Genomic DNA, 14,568 nt, shown 5'->3' on the forward strand with positions numbered 1-14,568 from the left:
CGCCTCACGGACAAGGGTTAACCCTTGCTCGTCGGCAAATAGATAGCTAGCTAACTATATTGGAGGGCATGTCCGATGCCGCCCTCCCCGCTTCCGCCGCCGATCCCGCCGAGCTGCGCAACCTCACCTTCACGCTCAGCCTGCTGCAGCGCGCCTATCGCGCCGCAGCCGACCGGGCGGTGGCGCACCTGGGCATCTCGCAGGCGGCCGGCTGGGCGCTGGTGACCATTGGCCGGCAGGGCGACGGCACCCGCCAGGGCGTGATCGCCGACCTGCTGGGCATCGAAGGCCCCACGCTGATCCGCACGCTGGACCAACTGGTGGGCGCCGGCCTGGTAGAGCGGCGCGAGGACCCGACCGACCGCCGCGCCCGCACGCTGCACCTGACCGAGTCCGGCGCCGCGATCCAGGCCCGCATCGAGGAAGCGCTCAATGCCCTGCGCACCGAGCTGTTCCAGGACATTCCCGCCGAGGACGTGCGCGCCTGCCTGCGCGTGTTCGGCACGCTCTGGACCCGCCTGGGCAAGGCCGACCGGGGCGGCGCCGCCTCGGAGTCCTGACATGCGCCTGCCCCGCCAGTTGCCGCGCTTCAGCGCGGCCGAGATGCTTTTTTCCGCGAAATGCTTCGGCGCCGCCATGCTCGCGATGACGGTGGCGAGCTGGGCCGGCCTGCCCCGGCCCTTCTGGGCGCTGATGACCACCTACATCGTGGCCAATCCGCTGGCTGGCGCGGTGCGCTCCAAGGCGGTGTTCCGCCTGCTCGGCACCCTGCTCGGCTGCGCGGCCACGCTGCTGCTGGTGCCGGCGCTGGTCGACGCGCCCGAGCTGCTCACGCTGGCGCTGGCCCTGTGGGTGGCGCTGTGTCTGTTCGTCTCGCTGCTCGACCGCACGCCCCGCTCCTACCTCTTCATGCTGGCCGGCTACTCGGCGGCGCTGATCGGCTTTCCGTCGGTGGGCGCGCCGCTGGGCGTGTTCGACACGGCCTCGGCCCGCGTGCAGGAGATCGCCATCGGCATCGTCTGCGGCACGCTGGTGCACAGCCTGGTGTGGCCGGTGAGCATGGCGCCCACGCTGATCGGCCTGATGGACCGCACGCTGACCGATGCCGGCGCCTGGCTGCGCGGCATGGTGCAGGCCGCGCCGAACGCCGCCGCCGGCCGGCAGGCCGCGCGCCGCAAGCTGGCGGGCGATATCTCGCAGCTGCGCGTGATGGCCACGCATGTGCCCTTCGACACCAGCCACCTCAAGTGGACGGCGTCCGCCGTGCGGGCCCTGCAGCACGAGGTGGCGGCGCTCACGCCCTTCGCCTCGGCCGTGGACGACCGGCTGCAGGCCCTGCGCGATGCCGACGGGCGCCTGCCGGCCGACGTGGAACGCACCGTGGGCGAGGTGCTCGCCCGCCTGGCCGACAGCGGCCGCACGGCGCCCGGCAGCACGCCCACGCCCCTGCCCGACGCTGCGTTGGCCGAACTCCACGCCGCCGCCCGGAGCCTGGGCGCAACCGCAACCGCAACCGCGGCCGAGCCCGATGCCTGGAGGCTGGCCCTGCGCACCGGCCTGGCCGTGCGGCTGGAAGCCCTGATCGACGCCTGGGCCGCCTGCGTGCAGCTGCGCCAGCAGATCGACGCCGGTCTGGCCGGCCGCCCGGTGCCGCTGCCTGCGACCACCGGCCGCGCCGCACCGGCGGCGCGCGACGTGCTGCACCGCGACGTGGGCATGGCCGCCTGGTCCGCGCTGGCGGCGGCGCTGGCCATCTGCCTGTGCTCCGCCTTCTGGATCTTCACCGGCTGGCCCGGCGGCTCCGCCATGGCCATGATGGCGGCCGTCTTCTGCTCCTTCTTCGCGGGCATGGACGACCCGGCGCCGTCGATCTACGCCTTCCTCAAGGTGCTGCTGCTGTCGCTGCCGCTGGCGGCCCTGTACGTGCTGGTGCTGATGCCCCTGGTGGTGGACCTGCCCACGCTGGCCCTGGTGTGCGCCCCGGCCTTCCTGGTGCTGGGCGTCTACCTGGGCCGGCCGGCCACCTTCATGAAGGCGATGGCGCTGCTGCTGTCGGGCGTGATCGGCACGCTTTCGCTGCACGACACCGGCCAGGCCGACTTCGCCAGCTTCGTCAACGCCATGATCGGCCAGGTGCTGGGCGTGGCCGCGGCGGCCGTGGTGACGGCGCTGGTGCGTTCGGTGAGCGCCGACTGGGGCGCACGCCGCATCCAGCGCATGACCTGGCGCGAACTGGGCCGCCTGCCGCGGCAGGCCGACGACGCGCAGGCGCGGCTGCATGCGGCACGCGTGCTCGACCGCATCGGCCTGCTGGCGCCGCGCATCGCGCAGGCCGGCGGCACGGTGGACGGCGTGAATGCCGACGACGCGCTGGTGGACCTGCGCATCGGCACCGACCTGCATGCGCTGCGCCGCCATGCCGCGCTGCTGCCGGGCCGGCTGGGGCCGGACATCCTGGCGCAGGTGGCGCGGCTGTTCCGCGAGCATCCCGCCGGCCTGACCACCGGCCAGGCCGCGCAGGACCGCCCGGCCCTGGCCCGGCGCATCGACGAAGGCCTGCAGGCGCTGCTGCCTTCCGGCACGTCGCCCCCTGGGCCCGACCTGGCAGCCGATGCCGCCGACGGGCGCCGCGCGCTGCTGGCCGCCCTCGTCGGCCTGCGCCGCAACCTCTATCCCACGCGGCCCTGGCCGGCCGCGCCTTCAACCCTCCAGGAAGTCCCCGCATGACCGGCGAAGCCACGTTCTATGGCGTCTACGTCCCCTGGCTGCTGGTGCTGGCCGTGGTGGCCTGGGGCCTGTGCTGGGGCGCACGCCGCCTGCTCGGCGCCCTGGGCGTCTACCGCTGGGTCTGGCATGCCGCCCTGTTCGACACCGCGCTCTATGTGCTGATCCTCTTTCTGCTGAGCCGACTGACGGCCGCCCAAGGATTCCTCTCATGACAACGACTTCAACGACAACGACGACACGCAGCCGCGCCCTGGCGGCCCAATCCGCCCGGGTGCTACTGACACTCGGCATGGTGGCCCTGGCCGTCTGGGCCGGCCTGCGCCTGTGGGACCACTACGAACTCGCGCCCTGGACGCGCGACGGCCGCGTGCGCGCCAACGTCGTGCAGGTGGCGCCCGACGTGTCGGGCCTGGTGAGTGCCGTGCGCGTGCAGGACAACCAGGCCGTCAAGGCCGGCGAGGTGCTGTTCGAGATCGACCCGGCGCGCTTCGCCCTCGCCGTGCAGCAGGCGCGCGTGGGCGTGCAGTCGGCGCAGGTGAGCCTGGCGCAGGCCCGCCGCGAGGACGCCCGCAATGCCAGCCTGTCGGACCTGGTGCCGCGCGAGCTGCGCGAGCAGTCCCGCACCCGGGTCGATGCGGCGGCCGCCACCCTGGCACGCGCCGAGCTCGAGCTGCACACGGCCGAGCTCAACCTGCAGCGCGCCACGGTGCGGGCGCCGGTCGATGGCTGGGTCACCAACCTGGAGTTGCGCACCGGCGCCTACGCCGCCGCCGGCCGCGGCGCCATGGCCGTGGTGGACCGCGGCTCCTTCTACGTCGAAGGCTATTTCGAGGAGACCAAGCTGGCCCGCATCCACCCCGGCGACGCCGTGCGCGTGACGCCCATGGGCAGCCGCGTGCCGCTGGCCGGCCGGGTGCAGAGCATTGCCGCCGGCATCGCCGACCGCGACCGCTCCACCGGCGCCAACCTGCTGCCCAGCGTCAACCCCACCTTCAACTGGGTGCGGCTGGCGCAGCGTGTGCCGGTACGGGTGCAGCTGGACGCGCAGCCGGACGCAACGGGCCTGGTGGCGGGCCAGACCGTGCTGGTCGAGGTGGTGGCGCAAGGCGATGCCGCGGCGGCGCACGGCACGGCGACCCACGCGCGCGAACACGCCCCTGCGGCCGACGCCGGGGCCGCCCTGGCCGCCCCGCAGGACCAGGGCCATGCCGCTCCGGCCACGGCGGGCCACGGTGATCGCGCCCAAGGGGGACGGGCATGACCCGGCGCCCCGACCGTACGGCCGCCGCCTTCGGCCGACGCGCACCCGCCCTGCTGGGTGCGCTGCTGCTGGCCGGCTGCGGCAGCCTGGCCGTGGGCCCCGACTATCAAGTGCCGCCACAGGCCGCAGTGCAAAACCCGGCCGCGGCCCAGCCTTTCCAGGAGGCGCAGGCCCCGGGCGCCCAGGCCGCCGTCTCGGCCGAGCCGTTGCCGGCACGCTGGTGGCACCTGTTCCGCGACCCGACGCTCGACACGCTGGTGCAGGAAGCGCTCGCGCACAACACCGACCTGCGCGTGGCCGCCGCCAACCTGGAACGCCAGGAGGCCACCCTGGCCCAGGTGCGCGCCGAGGAACAGCCGCAGCTGTCGGTGTCCGGCGGGCCGGCCTTCGGCCATGTCTCGGGACTGTCGGAGCTGGCGCCCGGCGTCAGCCCACCCGACCAGTTCGCCTACAGCCTGGGCGCGGGCCTGTCGTACCAGGTCGACGTGGTCGGCGAGCTGCGCCGCGCGGCCGAGGCGGCGCACGCCGACACCGCGGCCGCCGCAGCCGCGGTGGACCTGGCCCGCGTCAATGCCGCGGCCGGTACCGCGCGCGCCTATGCGACCGCCTGCGCCACCGGCCAGCAGCTGAAGGTGGCCGAGCACTCCGTCGCCCTGCAGAAGGAACAGCTGGCCGTGGTGCAGCGGCTGCACGACGCCGGTCGTGCGGGCGCCACCGACCTCGCCCGCTCGCGCGCGCTGCTGGCCCAACTGCAGGCCGCGCCCCCCGCGCTGCGCGCGCAGCGCCAAGCCGCGCTGTACCAGCTGGCTGCCTGGCTGGGCCGCACGCCCGGTGCGCTGCCGGCCGAGGTGCAGCAGTGCGCCACCGTGCCCCAGGTGGCCGGCGCGCTGCCGGTGGGCGACGGCGCCGCCCTGCTGCGGCGCCGGCCCGACATCCGGCGCAGCGAACGGCAACTGGCCGCCGCCACGGCCCGCATCGGCGTGGCCACGGCCCAGCTCTATCCCAAGGTGTCGCTGGGCCTGTCGGCCAGCTCGTCCGGGCCGGCCGACGACTTCCTGGGCCGGGACACCTTCGCCTGGAACATCGGCCCGCTGATCCGCTGGAGCCTGCCCAACACCGGCGCCGCGCGCGCCCGCATCGCCGGGGCCGAGGCCTCGGCCCGGATGGCGCTGGCAAGCTTCGACGGCACCGTGCTGCAGGCGCTTCGCGAAACGGAGACCGCCCTGTCGGCCTACCGGCAGGAGCTGGTCGGCGTGGAGGCGCTCCAGCGGGCGCGCGACGACAGCGCGCAGGTCGCCAGCCAGGCACAGCGCCTGTACGTGGGCGGGCGCAGCGCCTACCTGGACACGCTGGATGCCCAGCGCTCGCTGGCCAGCGCCGAAGCCAGCCTGGCCGCCGCGCAGACGCGCGTGGCGCAGGAGCAGGTCGCCGTGTTCATGGCGCTGGGCGGTGGCTGGGAATGAGCCGGCCGGCGCCGCTCAGCGGACCGCCGCCATTTCCACGCCCAGGCGACGCATCGGGGAAGGAGCCAGCGGTGCAGTCCAGCCGACCTGCACAGAAGCGCCCATGGCCAACGGTGCCCCGGAGGAAGGGCGAACGGACCGATCCGACGTCGGCGCCCCCATGGGCGAGGGCCGCGGGTCGGCCGTGAACAAGGGGATGCGAACCGCGTCGCCAGCGGCGGCCTGAGGCGATTGCGCCGTCGGCGCCTGCGCCAATGCCGCCGCGCTCGCGCCCAGGGCCAGGGCGGCCAGCACACCGCTGCGCCATCGGACCGGCGACGCCCGCTCGCGCAGCAATGCAGTGCAATGGGTGGGAATGTCGAAGTGCATGGCGACCTCCTGAGGCATGGCTGCGGAAATCGGGATGGTCCCTCTTGCGGCCGTGCAGGCACTGTCGAGCGCATCCAGGCACGCCCATGTCGGCAGCCCCAGTGGCACCCTGTAGGCCGCCGGGAGACACGCCCTGTCGCCAAGTGCCAGGGCCGACGCCGGTCGCCAGGCATTTAGACTCGCCAGCTTCCCCTCACAACAAGGCGCCCCCGAGGCGCCCGTACTCCTCCATGACAGCACGTGCCTCGAGCGTCGAAGCACTGGAAGCCGAAATCGCGCGCCTCACCCAGGAGCGCCGCGACCTCGAACGCCAGCAGCGGCAATTGCGGGTCGACGAACTCAAGGCCCTGGTCGACCACTTCGCCCAGCAATTGGGCGCCGCCGGTTTCGGCCTGCAGGATGGCATCGACGCCCTGCAGGCGCGCGCCCGGCCGGCCCCCCCGCCTGTCGAACAACCCGTGCGGCACTCGGTCATCAAGCCGGCACCCTTCGTGACGGCACCCAAGTCGCAGCCGCGCCCGCCGATGGACGCCGTGCACCTGCGCGCCCAAAGCGTGCTGGGCAGCGATGCCATCGACTGGCTCCAGCGGGCGCATCCGCTGCTGGGTGGCATGACACCGACACAGATGGCCGCCACGCCGCGCGGCGAGGAAAAGGTGCTGGCCCTGCTGGCTGCCTACGCACGCGGCGCCTGAGGCACGCGTTTCGGCTTCCGGGCACCCGGGCCAGCAGCAGCCTGGCCCAGCTGGCGCAGCAGCTCGGCCCGCACGGCATCCGGCACCGCCGCGGCTTCAAGTGGAAAGCTGACCCGACAACCGCCGCGTCAGCTGTCCCGCCACCTCTGCCACCGCGCGCGCCGCGCTGTTTTCCCAAGCGCTGGACAGACGGTCCTGGTGATCTGTGACGGTGATTGCGAGCACCGGCCGGCCGTGCATGTCGAACACGGGGGCCGAAAAGGCATTCACCCCGGGGATGGGGCTGCCCACCGCGCGCGCCACCCCACGTTGCCGCATCTCTTCACGGATGCGCGCCAGTGCCGCCTCCCGCCCGTCGAAGCCCGTGGCATCCATCTTGCCCAATGGGCCCGCAATGGCCTGCCGAAGCGTCTCGTCCGGCATGGCAGAGGCGAATGCACGCCCGGTCGCGGTGTCGAACAGGGACAGCACGCTGCCCACCCGCAGCGCCACATGCAGGGGCTGCCGGGCCTCGATGAGCCGAACGACAGTCGGGCCGAAATTGCCCCACACCGAAAGCGCAACAGCATGGCCCGTCTGCGCCGCGAGCTGCAGGACCGCCGGCTCCGCGGCCTTGAGCGGATCCAGCCGCTGAAGGCATGCCAGCCCGATCTTCAGGGCCGCCGGCCCCAGGTCGTACCGCCCGCTTGCATCCTGCTCGACGAGACCCAGTCGTCCGTAGCTGACCAGGTACGGATGCGCACGCGACGGCGTGAGTCCGGCCAAGGCGGCCAGGTCTTTGAGGTTCATGGCGCCTTCGCCCTCGGCAAGCGTCAGTAGCAGCCGCCCGCCAACTTCGACGGATTGAACCGCGCGCTGGAGCTTGGCGTCGGGCTGTGCTTCAGAGGCGGGAGCCGCCAGCTTCTTCGTTCTCATGGAACAAACGAGTTTGACATACGCACACGACAACCGTACATTCTTTTCCAACAAATGAGTTCGCCCTTTGCGAATTCAAAGTCCTTTCAAGGAGACATCCGTGAGCAAGACCTTCGCATCCGCCGCCGACCTCGAAGAAAAGAAAGTCAGCTTCACCCAGCTCTCGGAGCACGCCTGGGCCTACACCGCCGAGGGCGACCCCAACACGGGCGTGATCATTGGCGACGACGCCGTGCTGGTGGCCGACACCCAGGCCACGCCCGCCATGGCACAGGACGTGATCCGCCGCATCCGCGAAGTCACGGACAAGCCGATCCAGTACGTGGTACTCACGCATTACCACGCCGTGCGCGTCCTTGGCGCCTCGGCCTACGGCGCGCAGCAGGTGATCGCCAGCCAGGACACGCGCGATCTGATCGTCGAACGCGGCGAGGCCGACAAGGCCAGCGAGATCGGGCGCTTCCCGCGCCTGTTCCGCGACGTCGAATCGGTGCCCGTGGGCATGACCTGGCCCACGATCACCTTCACCGGCCGCATGAGCCTGTGGCTCGGCAAGCTCGAGGTGCAGCTGCTGCAACTGGGCCGCGGCCACACCAAAGGGGACACGGTGGTCTGGCTGCCCGGCGAGAAGACGCTTCTGTCGGGCGACCTGGTGGAGTTCGACGCCACCCCCTATGCCGGCGACGCCTACTTCCGCGACTGGCCGGCCACGCTGGACAACATCGCCGCCCTTCAACCGCAGGCGCTGGTGCCGGGCCGCGGCCCGGCCTTGCTCGGGCAGGAACGGGTGCAGGCCGGCCTCGCGTCCACGCGCGACTTCATCCGCGACCTGTGGGCCAGCGTGCAGGAAGGCGTTGCCGCCGGCAAGGACCTGCGCGCCACCTACGAGCACAGCTTCGCCACGCTGCAGCCCAAGTACGGGCATTGGGTCATCTTCAACCACTGCATGCCCTTCGACGTGACGCGGGCCTACGACGAGGCCACGCAGCATGCCGATCCGCGCATCTGGACCGCAGAACGTGACCGTCAGATGTGGGAGGCGCTCGAAGGCTGAACAGAGCGCGACGAGCGTGCATTGCGCCCACCCCGGCTGGCGACGGGCACGCTCGATCGCCCCGCCGCGAAGACAAGAACGACAGGAGACATCGGCCATGAAGCCATCCGACATCCCGCCCCACCTCTTTCGCGGCACCGGCGAGCAGGTGCAGGCCATCCAGTTCGCCTACCGGCGCTCGCCGGACCAGGAGGCGCCCTCGCCCGTGCGCCACCCGGTCGTCATCGTGGGCGCCGGCCCCGTGGGCCTGACGCTGGCCATCGACCTGGCCCAGCGCGGCCAGCCCGTGCTGGTGGTGGACAACGACGACCGGCTGTCCACGGGCTCGCGTGCGCTGTGCTTTGCCAAGCGCACGCTGGAGATCTGGGACCGGCTGGGCGTCGGCGACGCCATGGTGGCCAAGGGCGTGTCCTGGAACCTGGGCAAGGTGTTCCTGCGCGACCAACAGCTCTACCAGTTCAACCTCCTCCCGGAGGACGGCCACGAGCGCCCCGCCTTCATCAACCTGCAGCAGTACTACTGCGAGGCCTACCTGGTGGAACGCGCGCTGCAGTTGCCCGGGCTGCAGATCCGCTGGAAGAACACGCTCGCTGGCATCGCACCCCGCCCGGACGGCGCCACCTTGACCCTGGACACGCCCGACGGCCCCTACCGCATCGAGGCCGACTGGGTCGTCGCCTGCGACGGCTCGCGCTCGCCGACGCGGCAGCGGATGGGCCTGGAGAGCCAGGGCCGCGTGTTCCGCGATCGATTCCTGATCGCCGATGTGCGCATGACGGCCGACTTTCCGACCGAGCGCTGGTTCTGGTTCGACCCGCCCTTCCATCCCAACCAGAGCGTGCTTCTGCATCGCGAGCCCGACAACGTCTGGCGCATCGACTTCCAGCTCGGCTGGGATGCCGATCCGCAGGCGGAGCGCCAGCCCGAGAAGGTCATCGCGCGCGTGCGTGCACTGCTCGGTCCCGACGCCGAGTTCAGCCTCGAATGGGCCAGCGTCTATACCTTCGCCTGCCAGCGGATGGAGCGCTTCGTGCATGGGCGGGTCGTCTTCGCCGGAGACAGTGCCCACGGCGTCTCGCCCTTCGGTGCGCGGGGCGCCAACAGCGGCGTGCAGGATGCGGACAACCTCGGCTGGAAGCTCGACCGCGTGCTGCGCGGCCAGGCGAGCGCCGCGCTCATCGACACCTATGGCAGCGAGCGCGAGGCGGCGGCGGACGAGAACATCCTCAACTCCAGCCGAGCCACCGACTTCATCACGCCCAAGAGCGAGATCAGCCGGCTCTTCCGCGACCAGGTGCTGGCCCTCGCCCGCTCGCACGAGTTCGCCCGCCGGCTGGTCAACAGCGGAAGGCTGTCCGTGCCCTGCGTGCTGCGGGCGTCGCCGCTGAACACACCCGACGTCGCGACCTTCGACAGTGCGATGGTGCCCGGCGCGCCGCTGTGCGATGCGCCCCTGCAGACACCCCAAGGCGACCCGGCCTGGCTGCTGCGCAGCCTGGGGCCGGACTTCACACTGCTCGTCTTCGGCGAGGCGCCGCATTGGGTTCGCGAACTGCCGGGGGTGGCCGTGCGCTGCCTGGGGCAGGACCTGATCGACGCGCAGGGCGTGCTCGCCCGCCGCCTCGATGCGCAGCCGGGCACCGCCTACCTCGTGCGGCCCGACCAGCACGTGTGCGCGCGGTGGCGTCGGCCATCGCTGGAGGCCGTGCGCGCCGCACTGCGCCTCGCCAATGGCCTGCGCGACTAAGGCCGGAGACCCACCATGCTCAACACGCAACCGAACATCGCCCGCTTCGACGACTTCTACGAAGCGCTGCTGGCCGCACACCAGGACCTGCCGCTCGACCAGAGCCACGCGCTGAACGCCCGTCTGGTGCTGCTGCTGGCCAACCACATTGGCGATCTCGACGTGCTGCGCGATGCGCTCGCGCGGGCCCGCGAATCTGCATCCACGCGCTGACCTCAAGGGCGCCGGACAGGCACATGGGGCCATGGCCGGCCACGGACGGGCCATGCCGTGGTGCCGCCACCTTTTTCACGACAACACAACGGAGACAAAACCATGATCAATCGCAAGCAGTTCCTCGGCCTCGCCGCGGCGGTCCTTGGTGCACCGGCCTGGTCGCAGAGCACGGGCAAGCCGGTCGAATGGGTGGTGGGCTATGCCGCCGGAGGCGGCTCCGACGTGGTGGCCCGCACCATTGCCGAAGCCATGGGCCGCACCCTCAACCGTCCCATCGTCATCAACAACAAGCCCGGCGCCGGCACCAACATCGCCGCCGACTACGTGGCCCGGTCGAAGGACTTCGGCAACATCCTCTTCACGGCCGACTTCGCCACGCTGGCCGCCAACCCCTTTCTCTTCAGCAAGCTGAGCTACGACGCGCAGAAGGCGTTCCAACCGGTCGGGCTGCTGGTGCGCTTTCCAATGTTCCTGGTGGTGGGCAGTGAGGTGCCGGCGGACAACCTGCAGCAGTTCACGGCCTGGGCCAAGGCGCAGAAGGATCCAGTGAGCTGGGGCTCTGCCGGCCCTGGCAGTCCGCACCACCTGGTCGGCGAACTCTTCCGCGAGCAAACCAGCCTGGCGATGCAGCACGTGCCTTACCGCGGCGCCGCGCCCGCCATGCAGGACGTGCTGGCAGGACAGATCCCTGCCATGTGGATCGACAGCGCCACCGTGCTGCCCTTCCTTGCCGGCAAAAAGGTAAAGATCATCGGCGTGGCATCGGCCAGGCGCCTGGATCTGTTGCCGGAGGTGCCCACCTTCGCCGAGCAGGGCCTCAAGGGTTTCGAGGGCTACGCGTGGCAGGGTCTGGTCGTGCCGACCGGCACCCCGGCCGAGGCCACGGCCGCCTTCGCCGATGCCTTGCAGAACGCGCTGGGTTCTACGCAGGTTCGCGCCCGCCTGCAGGCGCTGGGCGTCGAGCCGATGCCTGGCACGCCCGACCAGATGGCACGCTTCTCCGCCGCCGAACGGGACAAGTGGGGCGCGGTCATTCGGCGTGCCGGCGTCAGGCTGGACTGAGCGACTTCTTGCGTCGGTCGAACGAGTGACGCAAACCAGTAGAGGCCGCGCGCTGGGCCATGCCGCCGGAGAGCCGCCACGAGCAGAGATGCTGCGCACGACCGAGGCCGCTGACGCCCGACTCGCGCGCGGCACCCTGACGGGCCGCTTGACGAGGAAAAGGTGCTGGCCCTGCTGGCCGCCTACGCACGCGGCGCCTGAGGCGCGCGTTTCGGCTTCCGGGCACCCGGGCCAGCAGCAGCCTGGCCCAGCTGGCGCAGCAGCTCGGCGCGCAACGCCTCGGCCACTGCAGAAGCCGCCGTCGACAGGCTCCGCTCCTGCCGCATCACTTGGCCGATGGGCCGCTGCACATCCGGCGCGGTCAGCCGCCGCTGCACCACCGGCCCGCCCAGCGCCACCTGCGCCGCCAGCGCCGGCAGCACCGACACCCCCAGCCCCGCCGCCACCATGGCATTGATGGTGGCCAGGTGTTCCACCTCGAAGCGCGGTGCGAAGCGCTGCCCCAATGAGAGCAGCGCCGCCTCGGCGTACTGCCGCACGCTGGTGGGTGCGGGCATCGAGATGTGCGGCAGGCCCGCCACCTCGGCCCAGCGCAGCGGGCCGCGCCGCGCGGCCAGCGCATGGTCCGCGGGCAGCAGCAGCACCAGCGGATCGCTGGCCAGCGTCTCGTAGGCCAGGTCGGCATAGGCCGGGTTCTCGGCCGTGAGGGCGAAGTCGACCTGGCCCGCGCGCACCAGGTCGAAGGAAGCGCCCGACAGCGAATCGACCACGCCCAGCTGCACGCCCGGATGCGCCGCCATGAAGCGCGCGAACACCGGCGGCACCACCGTCGCCGCCAGCGAGGGCAGCGCCGCGATGCGCACCCGGCCCTCGCGCAGCTCGACCACGTCGCGCACCGCGCTGGCGGCCGTCTCGGCCTGGGCCCGCAGGATGCGCGCATGCGCCAGCAGCGCCTGCCCGGCATCGGTGAGCTGCACGCTGCGCGTGTTGCGGGCGAACAGGCGCGCGCCCAGCGTCTCCTCCAGCCGGCCGATCACGCCCGAGACGGCCGACTGCGACAGGTGCACCCGCGCCGCCGCGCGCCGGAAGTTCAGCGTCTCGGCCAGCTCGATGAAGACCTGCAGTTCGCGCAGCGAGAGATTGATCATGGCGGCCGATCAGTCTATCGGCCAATAGCGTTGGACCGATCAGTGCCATCTTCCTAGACTGCGCCGCCATGACGACCCTCTCCCTCTCCCGCGCCCCGGGCACCGCCGTGATCGGCGGCGGCACCATGGGCGCCGATGTCGCCGTGGTGCTCAGCCGCGGCGGCCTGCCCGTCACCGTGGTGGAACGCGACGCCGCCAAGGCGGCCCGCCTGCCGGCCTACATCGGCGCCCAGCTCGAAGCCGCCGGATGCGCCGCACACGCCGGGCCGATCGCCGTCGTGCAGCAGCTGGAGGACGTGGCCTGGGCCGGCATCGGGCTGGTGGTGGAATGCATCGTCGAGCAGCTGGCGCCCAAGCAGCAGCTCTTCGCGCGGCTGGTCGAGCTGGCGCCGCCCTCGGCCCTGCTGACCAGCAACAGCTCGGGCCTGCCCATCAGCCGCATCGCCGACGGCCTGCCCACGCGCGGGCGCATGTTCGGCCTGCACTTCTTCATGCCTGCGCATCTGGTGCCGCTGGTGGAGGTGGTGATGGGCCCGGACAGCGACGCCGACGCCGCCCAGGCCCTGATGCAGACGATGCGCCGCTGTGCCAGCGTGCCCGTGCTGGTGCGCAAGGACCGGCCGGGCTTCCTCGCCAACCGGCTGCAGCATGCGCTGGCGCGCGAGGCCTTCGCGCTGCTGGACGACGGCGTGGCCAGTGCCGAGGACATCGACGCCGCGGTGCGCTTCGGCTTCGGCTTCCGCTTCCTGGCGGCCGGGCCGATCCTGCAGCGCGACCATGCCGGGCTGGACGTGCACTGCGCCGCCGCCGCCACCATCTACCCCAGCCTGTGCAACGACGACCAACCCGCGAAGGTGCTGCAGCAGCAGGTGCAGGCCGGCCGCGTGGGCATGAAGGCCGGTGCCGGCTTCAGCGACTGGCCGGAGGCCGAGCGCGCTGCCGAACGGGCCCGCTACGACCGCCTGCTCCGCGCCGGTCTGCAGTTGCTGGCCGACGAACTGCCGCCGCTGCCGGGTGCCGCTGGCGCCCCTTCCTCCGACCGGAACCCGACGTGACCGCCGCCCCCCTCATCCTCACCGTGGCGCCCAACGGCGCCTACAAACAACACAGCGACCATCCCGCCGTGCCGCTGACGCCCCAGGCGCTGGCCGACACCGCCCGCCGCTGCCTGGACGCCGGCGCCGCCATGCTCCACCTGCACATCCGCGATGCGCAAGGCCGCCACAGCCTGGACGTCGAGGGCTACCGCGAAGCCCTGCGCGTGGTGCGCCAGGCCGTGGGCGATGCGATGGTGCTGCAGGTGACCAGCGAGGCGGCCCGCGTCTACCAGGCGCCGCAGCAGATCGCCATGGTGCGCGAGCTGCAGCCCGAGGCCGTCTCCATCGGCCTGCGCGAGGTGGATGTGCCCGCCGTCGGCGAGGCGGGGCTGGCCGCCTTCTTCGGCGAGCTGGCCGCGCGCGGCACCATGGTGCAGGTGATCCTCTACGACGCGGCCGACGTGGCGCGCTGGCAGGCGCTGCGCGCGGCGGGCACCATCCCCGATGCGCCCTGGTTCCTGCTCTTCGTGCTGGGCCGCTACAGCGCCGGCCAGACCTCCGACCCGCGCGACCTGCTGCCCTTCCTGGCCGCCCATGGCGACGGCCCCGAGCCCTGGGCCGTGTGCGCCTTCGGCCCTACCGAGCAGGCCTGCGTCACCGCCGCGGCGGCCTTCGGCGGCCACGCGCGCGTGGGCTTCGAGAACAACCTGCGGCTGCGCGACGGCAGCCTGGCGCCCGACAACACCGCCCTGGTGGCGCAGGCCGCCGAGGCCGCGGCCACGCTCGGCCGGCCGCTGGCGACCGCAGCGCAGATCCGCGCGCGCTTCCGGCCGCGCTGACGCCCCATCCCCCCGCCACAACAACCGGAGACTCC

15 protein-coding genes are annotated in these 14,568 nt (G+C 72.2%); 12 read left to right on the forward strand and 3 right to left on the reverse strand.

Translation table 11 applies throughout. The annotated features are described in order from the left end of the window. The first annotated feature begins 68 nt into the window (after positions 1-68). Genes ABIC63_RS20910 through ABIC63_RS20930 form a run of 5 tightly spaced genes read left to right on the forward strand, consistent with a single transcriptional unit; the run spans position 69 to position 5,451 of the window. Positions 69-560 (forward strand): MarR family winged helix-turn-helix transcriptional regulator, encoded by a 492-nt coding sequence (locus tag ABIC63_RS20910; RefSeq protein WP_354321206.1) that lies wholly within the window; start codon positions 69-71, stop codon positions 558-560. Between the two features lies 1 nt (position 561). Continuing rightward, on the forward strand, positions 562-2,727 hold the full coding sequence (locus ABIC63_RS20915; protein WP_354321207.1) for an FUSC family protein: 2,166 nt from the start codon (positions 562-564) through the stop codon (positions 2,725-2,727). Further along, positions 2,724-2,939, forward strand: coding sequence for a DUF1656 domain-containing protein (locus tag ABIC63_RS20920; RefSeq protein ID WP_017759557.1), 216 nt, complete (start codon positions 2,724-2,726; stop codon positions 2,937-2,939). The genes ABIC63_RS20915 and ABIC63_RS20920 overlap by 4 nt, the downstream gene beginning before the upstream one ends. Beyond that, positions 2,936-3,988: an efflux RND transporter periplasmic adaptor subunit gene (locus ABIC63_RS20925; RefSeq protein ID WP_354321208.1), complete on the forward strand. Its 1,053-nt coding sequence runs from the start codon at positions 2,936-2,938 to the stop codon at positions 3,986-3,988. Before ABIC63_RS20920 ends, ABIC63_RS20925 begins: the two co-directional genes overlap by 4 nt. Next, a complete protein-coding gene (locus tag ABIC63_RS20930) occupies positions 3,985-5,451 on the forward strand; it encodes an efflux transporter outer membrane subunit (protein WP_354321209.1) in 1,467 nt (488 codons plus the stop codon). Before ABIC63_RS20925 ends, ABIC63_RS20930 begins: the two co-directional genes overlap by 4 nt. Before the next feature lie 15 nt (positions 5,452-5,466). Here the strand turns inward: ABIC63_RS20930 and ABIC63_RS20935 are convergent, their stop codons facing one another. Next, positions 5,467-5,820, reverse strand: coding sequence for a hypothetical protein (locus ABIC63_RS20935; RefSeq protein WP_354321210.1), 354 nt, complete (start codon positions 5,818-5,820; stop codon positions 5,467-5,469). Positions 5,821-6,050: 230 nt separating this feature from the next. Here ABIC63_RS20935 and ABIC63_RS20940 point away from each other — a divergent pair, with 230 nt between their 5' ends. Continuing rightward, positions 6,051-6,515 carry an antitoxin Xre/MbcA/ParS toxin-binding domain-containing protein gene (locus ABIC63_RS20940; RefSeq protein WP_354321211.1) on the forward strand — a complete coding sequence of 155 codons (465 nt, stop codon included), beginning with the start codon at positions 6,051-6,053 and terminating at the stop codon, positions 6,513-6,515. Positions 6,516-6,611: 96 nt separating this feature from the next. On the opposite strand, the gene ABIC63_RS20945 is transcribed toward ABIC63_RS20940, so the two are convergent. Next, entirely contained in the window at positions 6,612-7,430 is an 819-nt protein-coding gene (locus ABIC63_RS20945; protein WP_354321212.1) for an IclR family transcriptional regulator, read from the reverse strand. 100 nt (positions 7,431-7,530) lie between these two features. Between ABIC63_RS20945 and ABIC63_RS20950 the strand changes: the two genes are divergently transcribed. The 4 genes from ABIC63_RS20950 to ABIC63_RS20965 all read left to right on the forward strand — a co-directional run bounded on the left by ABIC63_RS20950 (position 7,531) and on the right by ABIC63_RS20965 (position 11,509). After that, entirely contained in the window at positions 7,531-8,484 is a 954-nt protein-coding gene (locus ABIC63_RS20950; protein WP_354321213.1) for an MBL fold metallo-hydrolase, read from the forward strand. Between the two features lie 97 nt (positions 8,485-8,581). After that, positions 8,582-10,231, forward strand: coding sequence for an FAD-dependent oxidoreductase (locus ABIC63_RS20955; protein ID WP_354321214.1), 1,650 nt, complete (start codon positions 8,582-8,584; stop codon positions 10,229-10,231). Positions 10,232-10,246: 15 nt separating this feature from the next. Then, positions 10,247-10,444, forward strand: a complete 198-nt coding sequence (locus ABIC63_RS20960; RefSeq protein WP_017761266.1) for a DUF2783 domain-containing protein — start codon at positions 10,247-10,249, stop codon at positions 10,442-10,444. Between the two features lie 102 nt (positions 10,445-10,546). Beyond that, on the forward strand, positions 10,547-11,509 hold the full coding sequence (locus ABIC63_RS20965) for a Bug family tripartite tricarboxylate transporter substrate binding protein (RefSeq protein ID WP_354321215.1): 963 nt from the start codon (positions 10,547-10,549) through the stop codon (positions 11,507-11,509). Between the two features lie 182 nt (positions 11,510-11,691). Here ABIC63_RS20965 and ABIC63_RS20970 read toward each other — a convergent pair whose 3' ends face one another. Continuing rightward, positions 11,692-12,657, reverse strand: a complete 966-nt coding sequence (locus ABIC63_RS20970) for a LysR family transcriptional regulator (protein ID WP_354321216.1) — start codon at positions 12,655-12,657, stop codon at positions 11,692-11,694. A 68-nt stretch (positions 12,658-12,725) separates the two neighbouring features. On the opposite strand from ABIC63_RS20970, the gene ABIC63_RS20975 reads away from it, so the two are divergent. Next, positions 12,726-13,712 (forward strand): 3-hydroxyacyl-CoA dehydrogenase family protein, encoded by a 987-nt coding sequence (locus ABIC63_RS20975; protein ID WP_354321217.1) that lies wholly within the window; start codon positions 12,726-12,728, stop codon positions 13,710-13,712. Next, positions 13,709-14,533, forward strand: coding sequence for a beta-keto acid cleavage family enzyme (locus ABIC63_RS20980; protein ID WP_354321218.1), 825 nt, complete (start codon positions 13,709-13,711; stop codon positions 14,531-14,533). The genes ABIC63_RS20975 and ABIC63_RS20980 overlap by 4 nt, the downstream gene beginning before the upstream one ends. The last annotated feature ends 35 nt before the right edge of the window (positions 14,534-14,568 follow it).

Source organism: Pseudacidovorax sp. 1753, from assembly GCF_040544975.1.
GTDB lineage: Bacteria > Pseudomonadota > Gammaproteobacteria > Burkholderiales > Burkholderiaceae_C > Xenophilus.

What these genes read in the sequence shown, in the direction of transcription:
- ABIC63_RS20910 (WP_354321206.1), top strand. Translation starts at nt 69, where the DNA reads ATGTCCGATGCCGCCCTCCCCGCTTCCGCCGCCGATCCCGCCGAGCTG.
- ABIC63_RS20915 (WP_354321207.1), top strand. Translation starts at nt 562, where the DNA reads ATGCGCCTGCCCCGCCAGTTGCCGCGCTTCAGCGCGGCCGAGATGCTT.
- ABIC63_RS20920 (WP_017759557.1), top strand. Translation starts at nt 2,724, where the DNA reads ATGACCGGCGAAGCCACGTTCTATGGCGTCTACGTCCCCTGGCTGCTG.
- ABIC63_RS20925 (WP_354321208.1), top strand. Translation starts at nt 2,936, where the DNA reads ATGACAACGACTTCAACGACAACGACGACACGCAGCCGCGCCCTGGCG.
- ABIC63_RS20930 (WP_354321209.1), top strand. Translation starts at nt 3,985, where the DNA reads ATGACCCGGCGCCCCGACCGTACGGCCGCCGCCTTCGGCCGACGCGCA.
- ABIC63_RS20935 (WP_354321210.1), bottom strand. Translation starts at nt 5,820, where the DNA reads ATGCACTTCGACATTCCCACCCATTGCACTGCATTGCTGCGCGAGCGG.
- ABIC63_RS20940 (WP_354321211.1), top strand. Translation starts at nt 6,051, where the DNA reads ATGACAGCACGTGCCTCGAGCGTCGAAGCACTGGAAGCCGAAATCGCG.
- ABIC63_RS20945 (WP_354321212.1), bottom strand. Translation starts at nt 7,430, where the DNA reads ATGAGAACGAAGAAGCTGGCGGCTCCCGCCTCTGAAGCACAGCCCGAC.
- ABIC63_RS20955 (WP_354321214.1), top strand. Translation starts at nt 8,582, where the DNA reads ATGAAGCCATCCGACATCCCGCCCCACCTCTTTCGCGGCACCGGCGAG.
- ABIC63_RS20960 (WP_017761266.1), top strand. Translation starts at nt 10,247, where the DNA reads ATGCTCAACACGCAACCGAACATCGCCCGCTTCGACGACTTCTACGAA.
- ABIC63_RS20965 (WP_354321215.1), top strand. Translation starts at nt 10,547, where the DNA reads ATGATCAATCGCAAGCAGTTCCTCGGCCTCGCCGCGGCGGTCCTTGGT.
- ABIC63_RS20970 (WP_354321216.1), bottom strand. Translation starts at nt 12,657, where the DNA reads ATGATCAATCTCTCGCTGCGCGAACTGCAGGTCTTCATCGAGCTGGCC.
- ABIC63_RS20975 (WP_354321217.1), top strand. Translation starts at nt 12,726, where the DNA reads ATGACGACCCTCTCCCTCTCCCGCGCCCCGGGCACCGCCGTGATCGGC.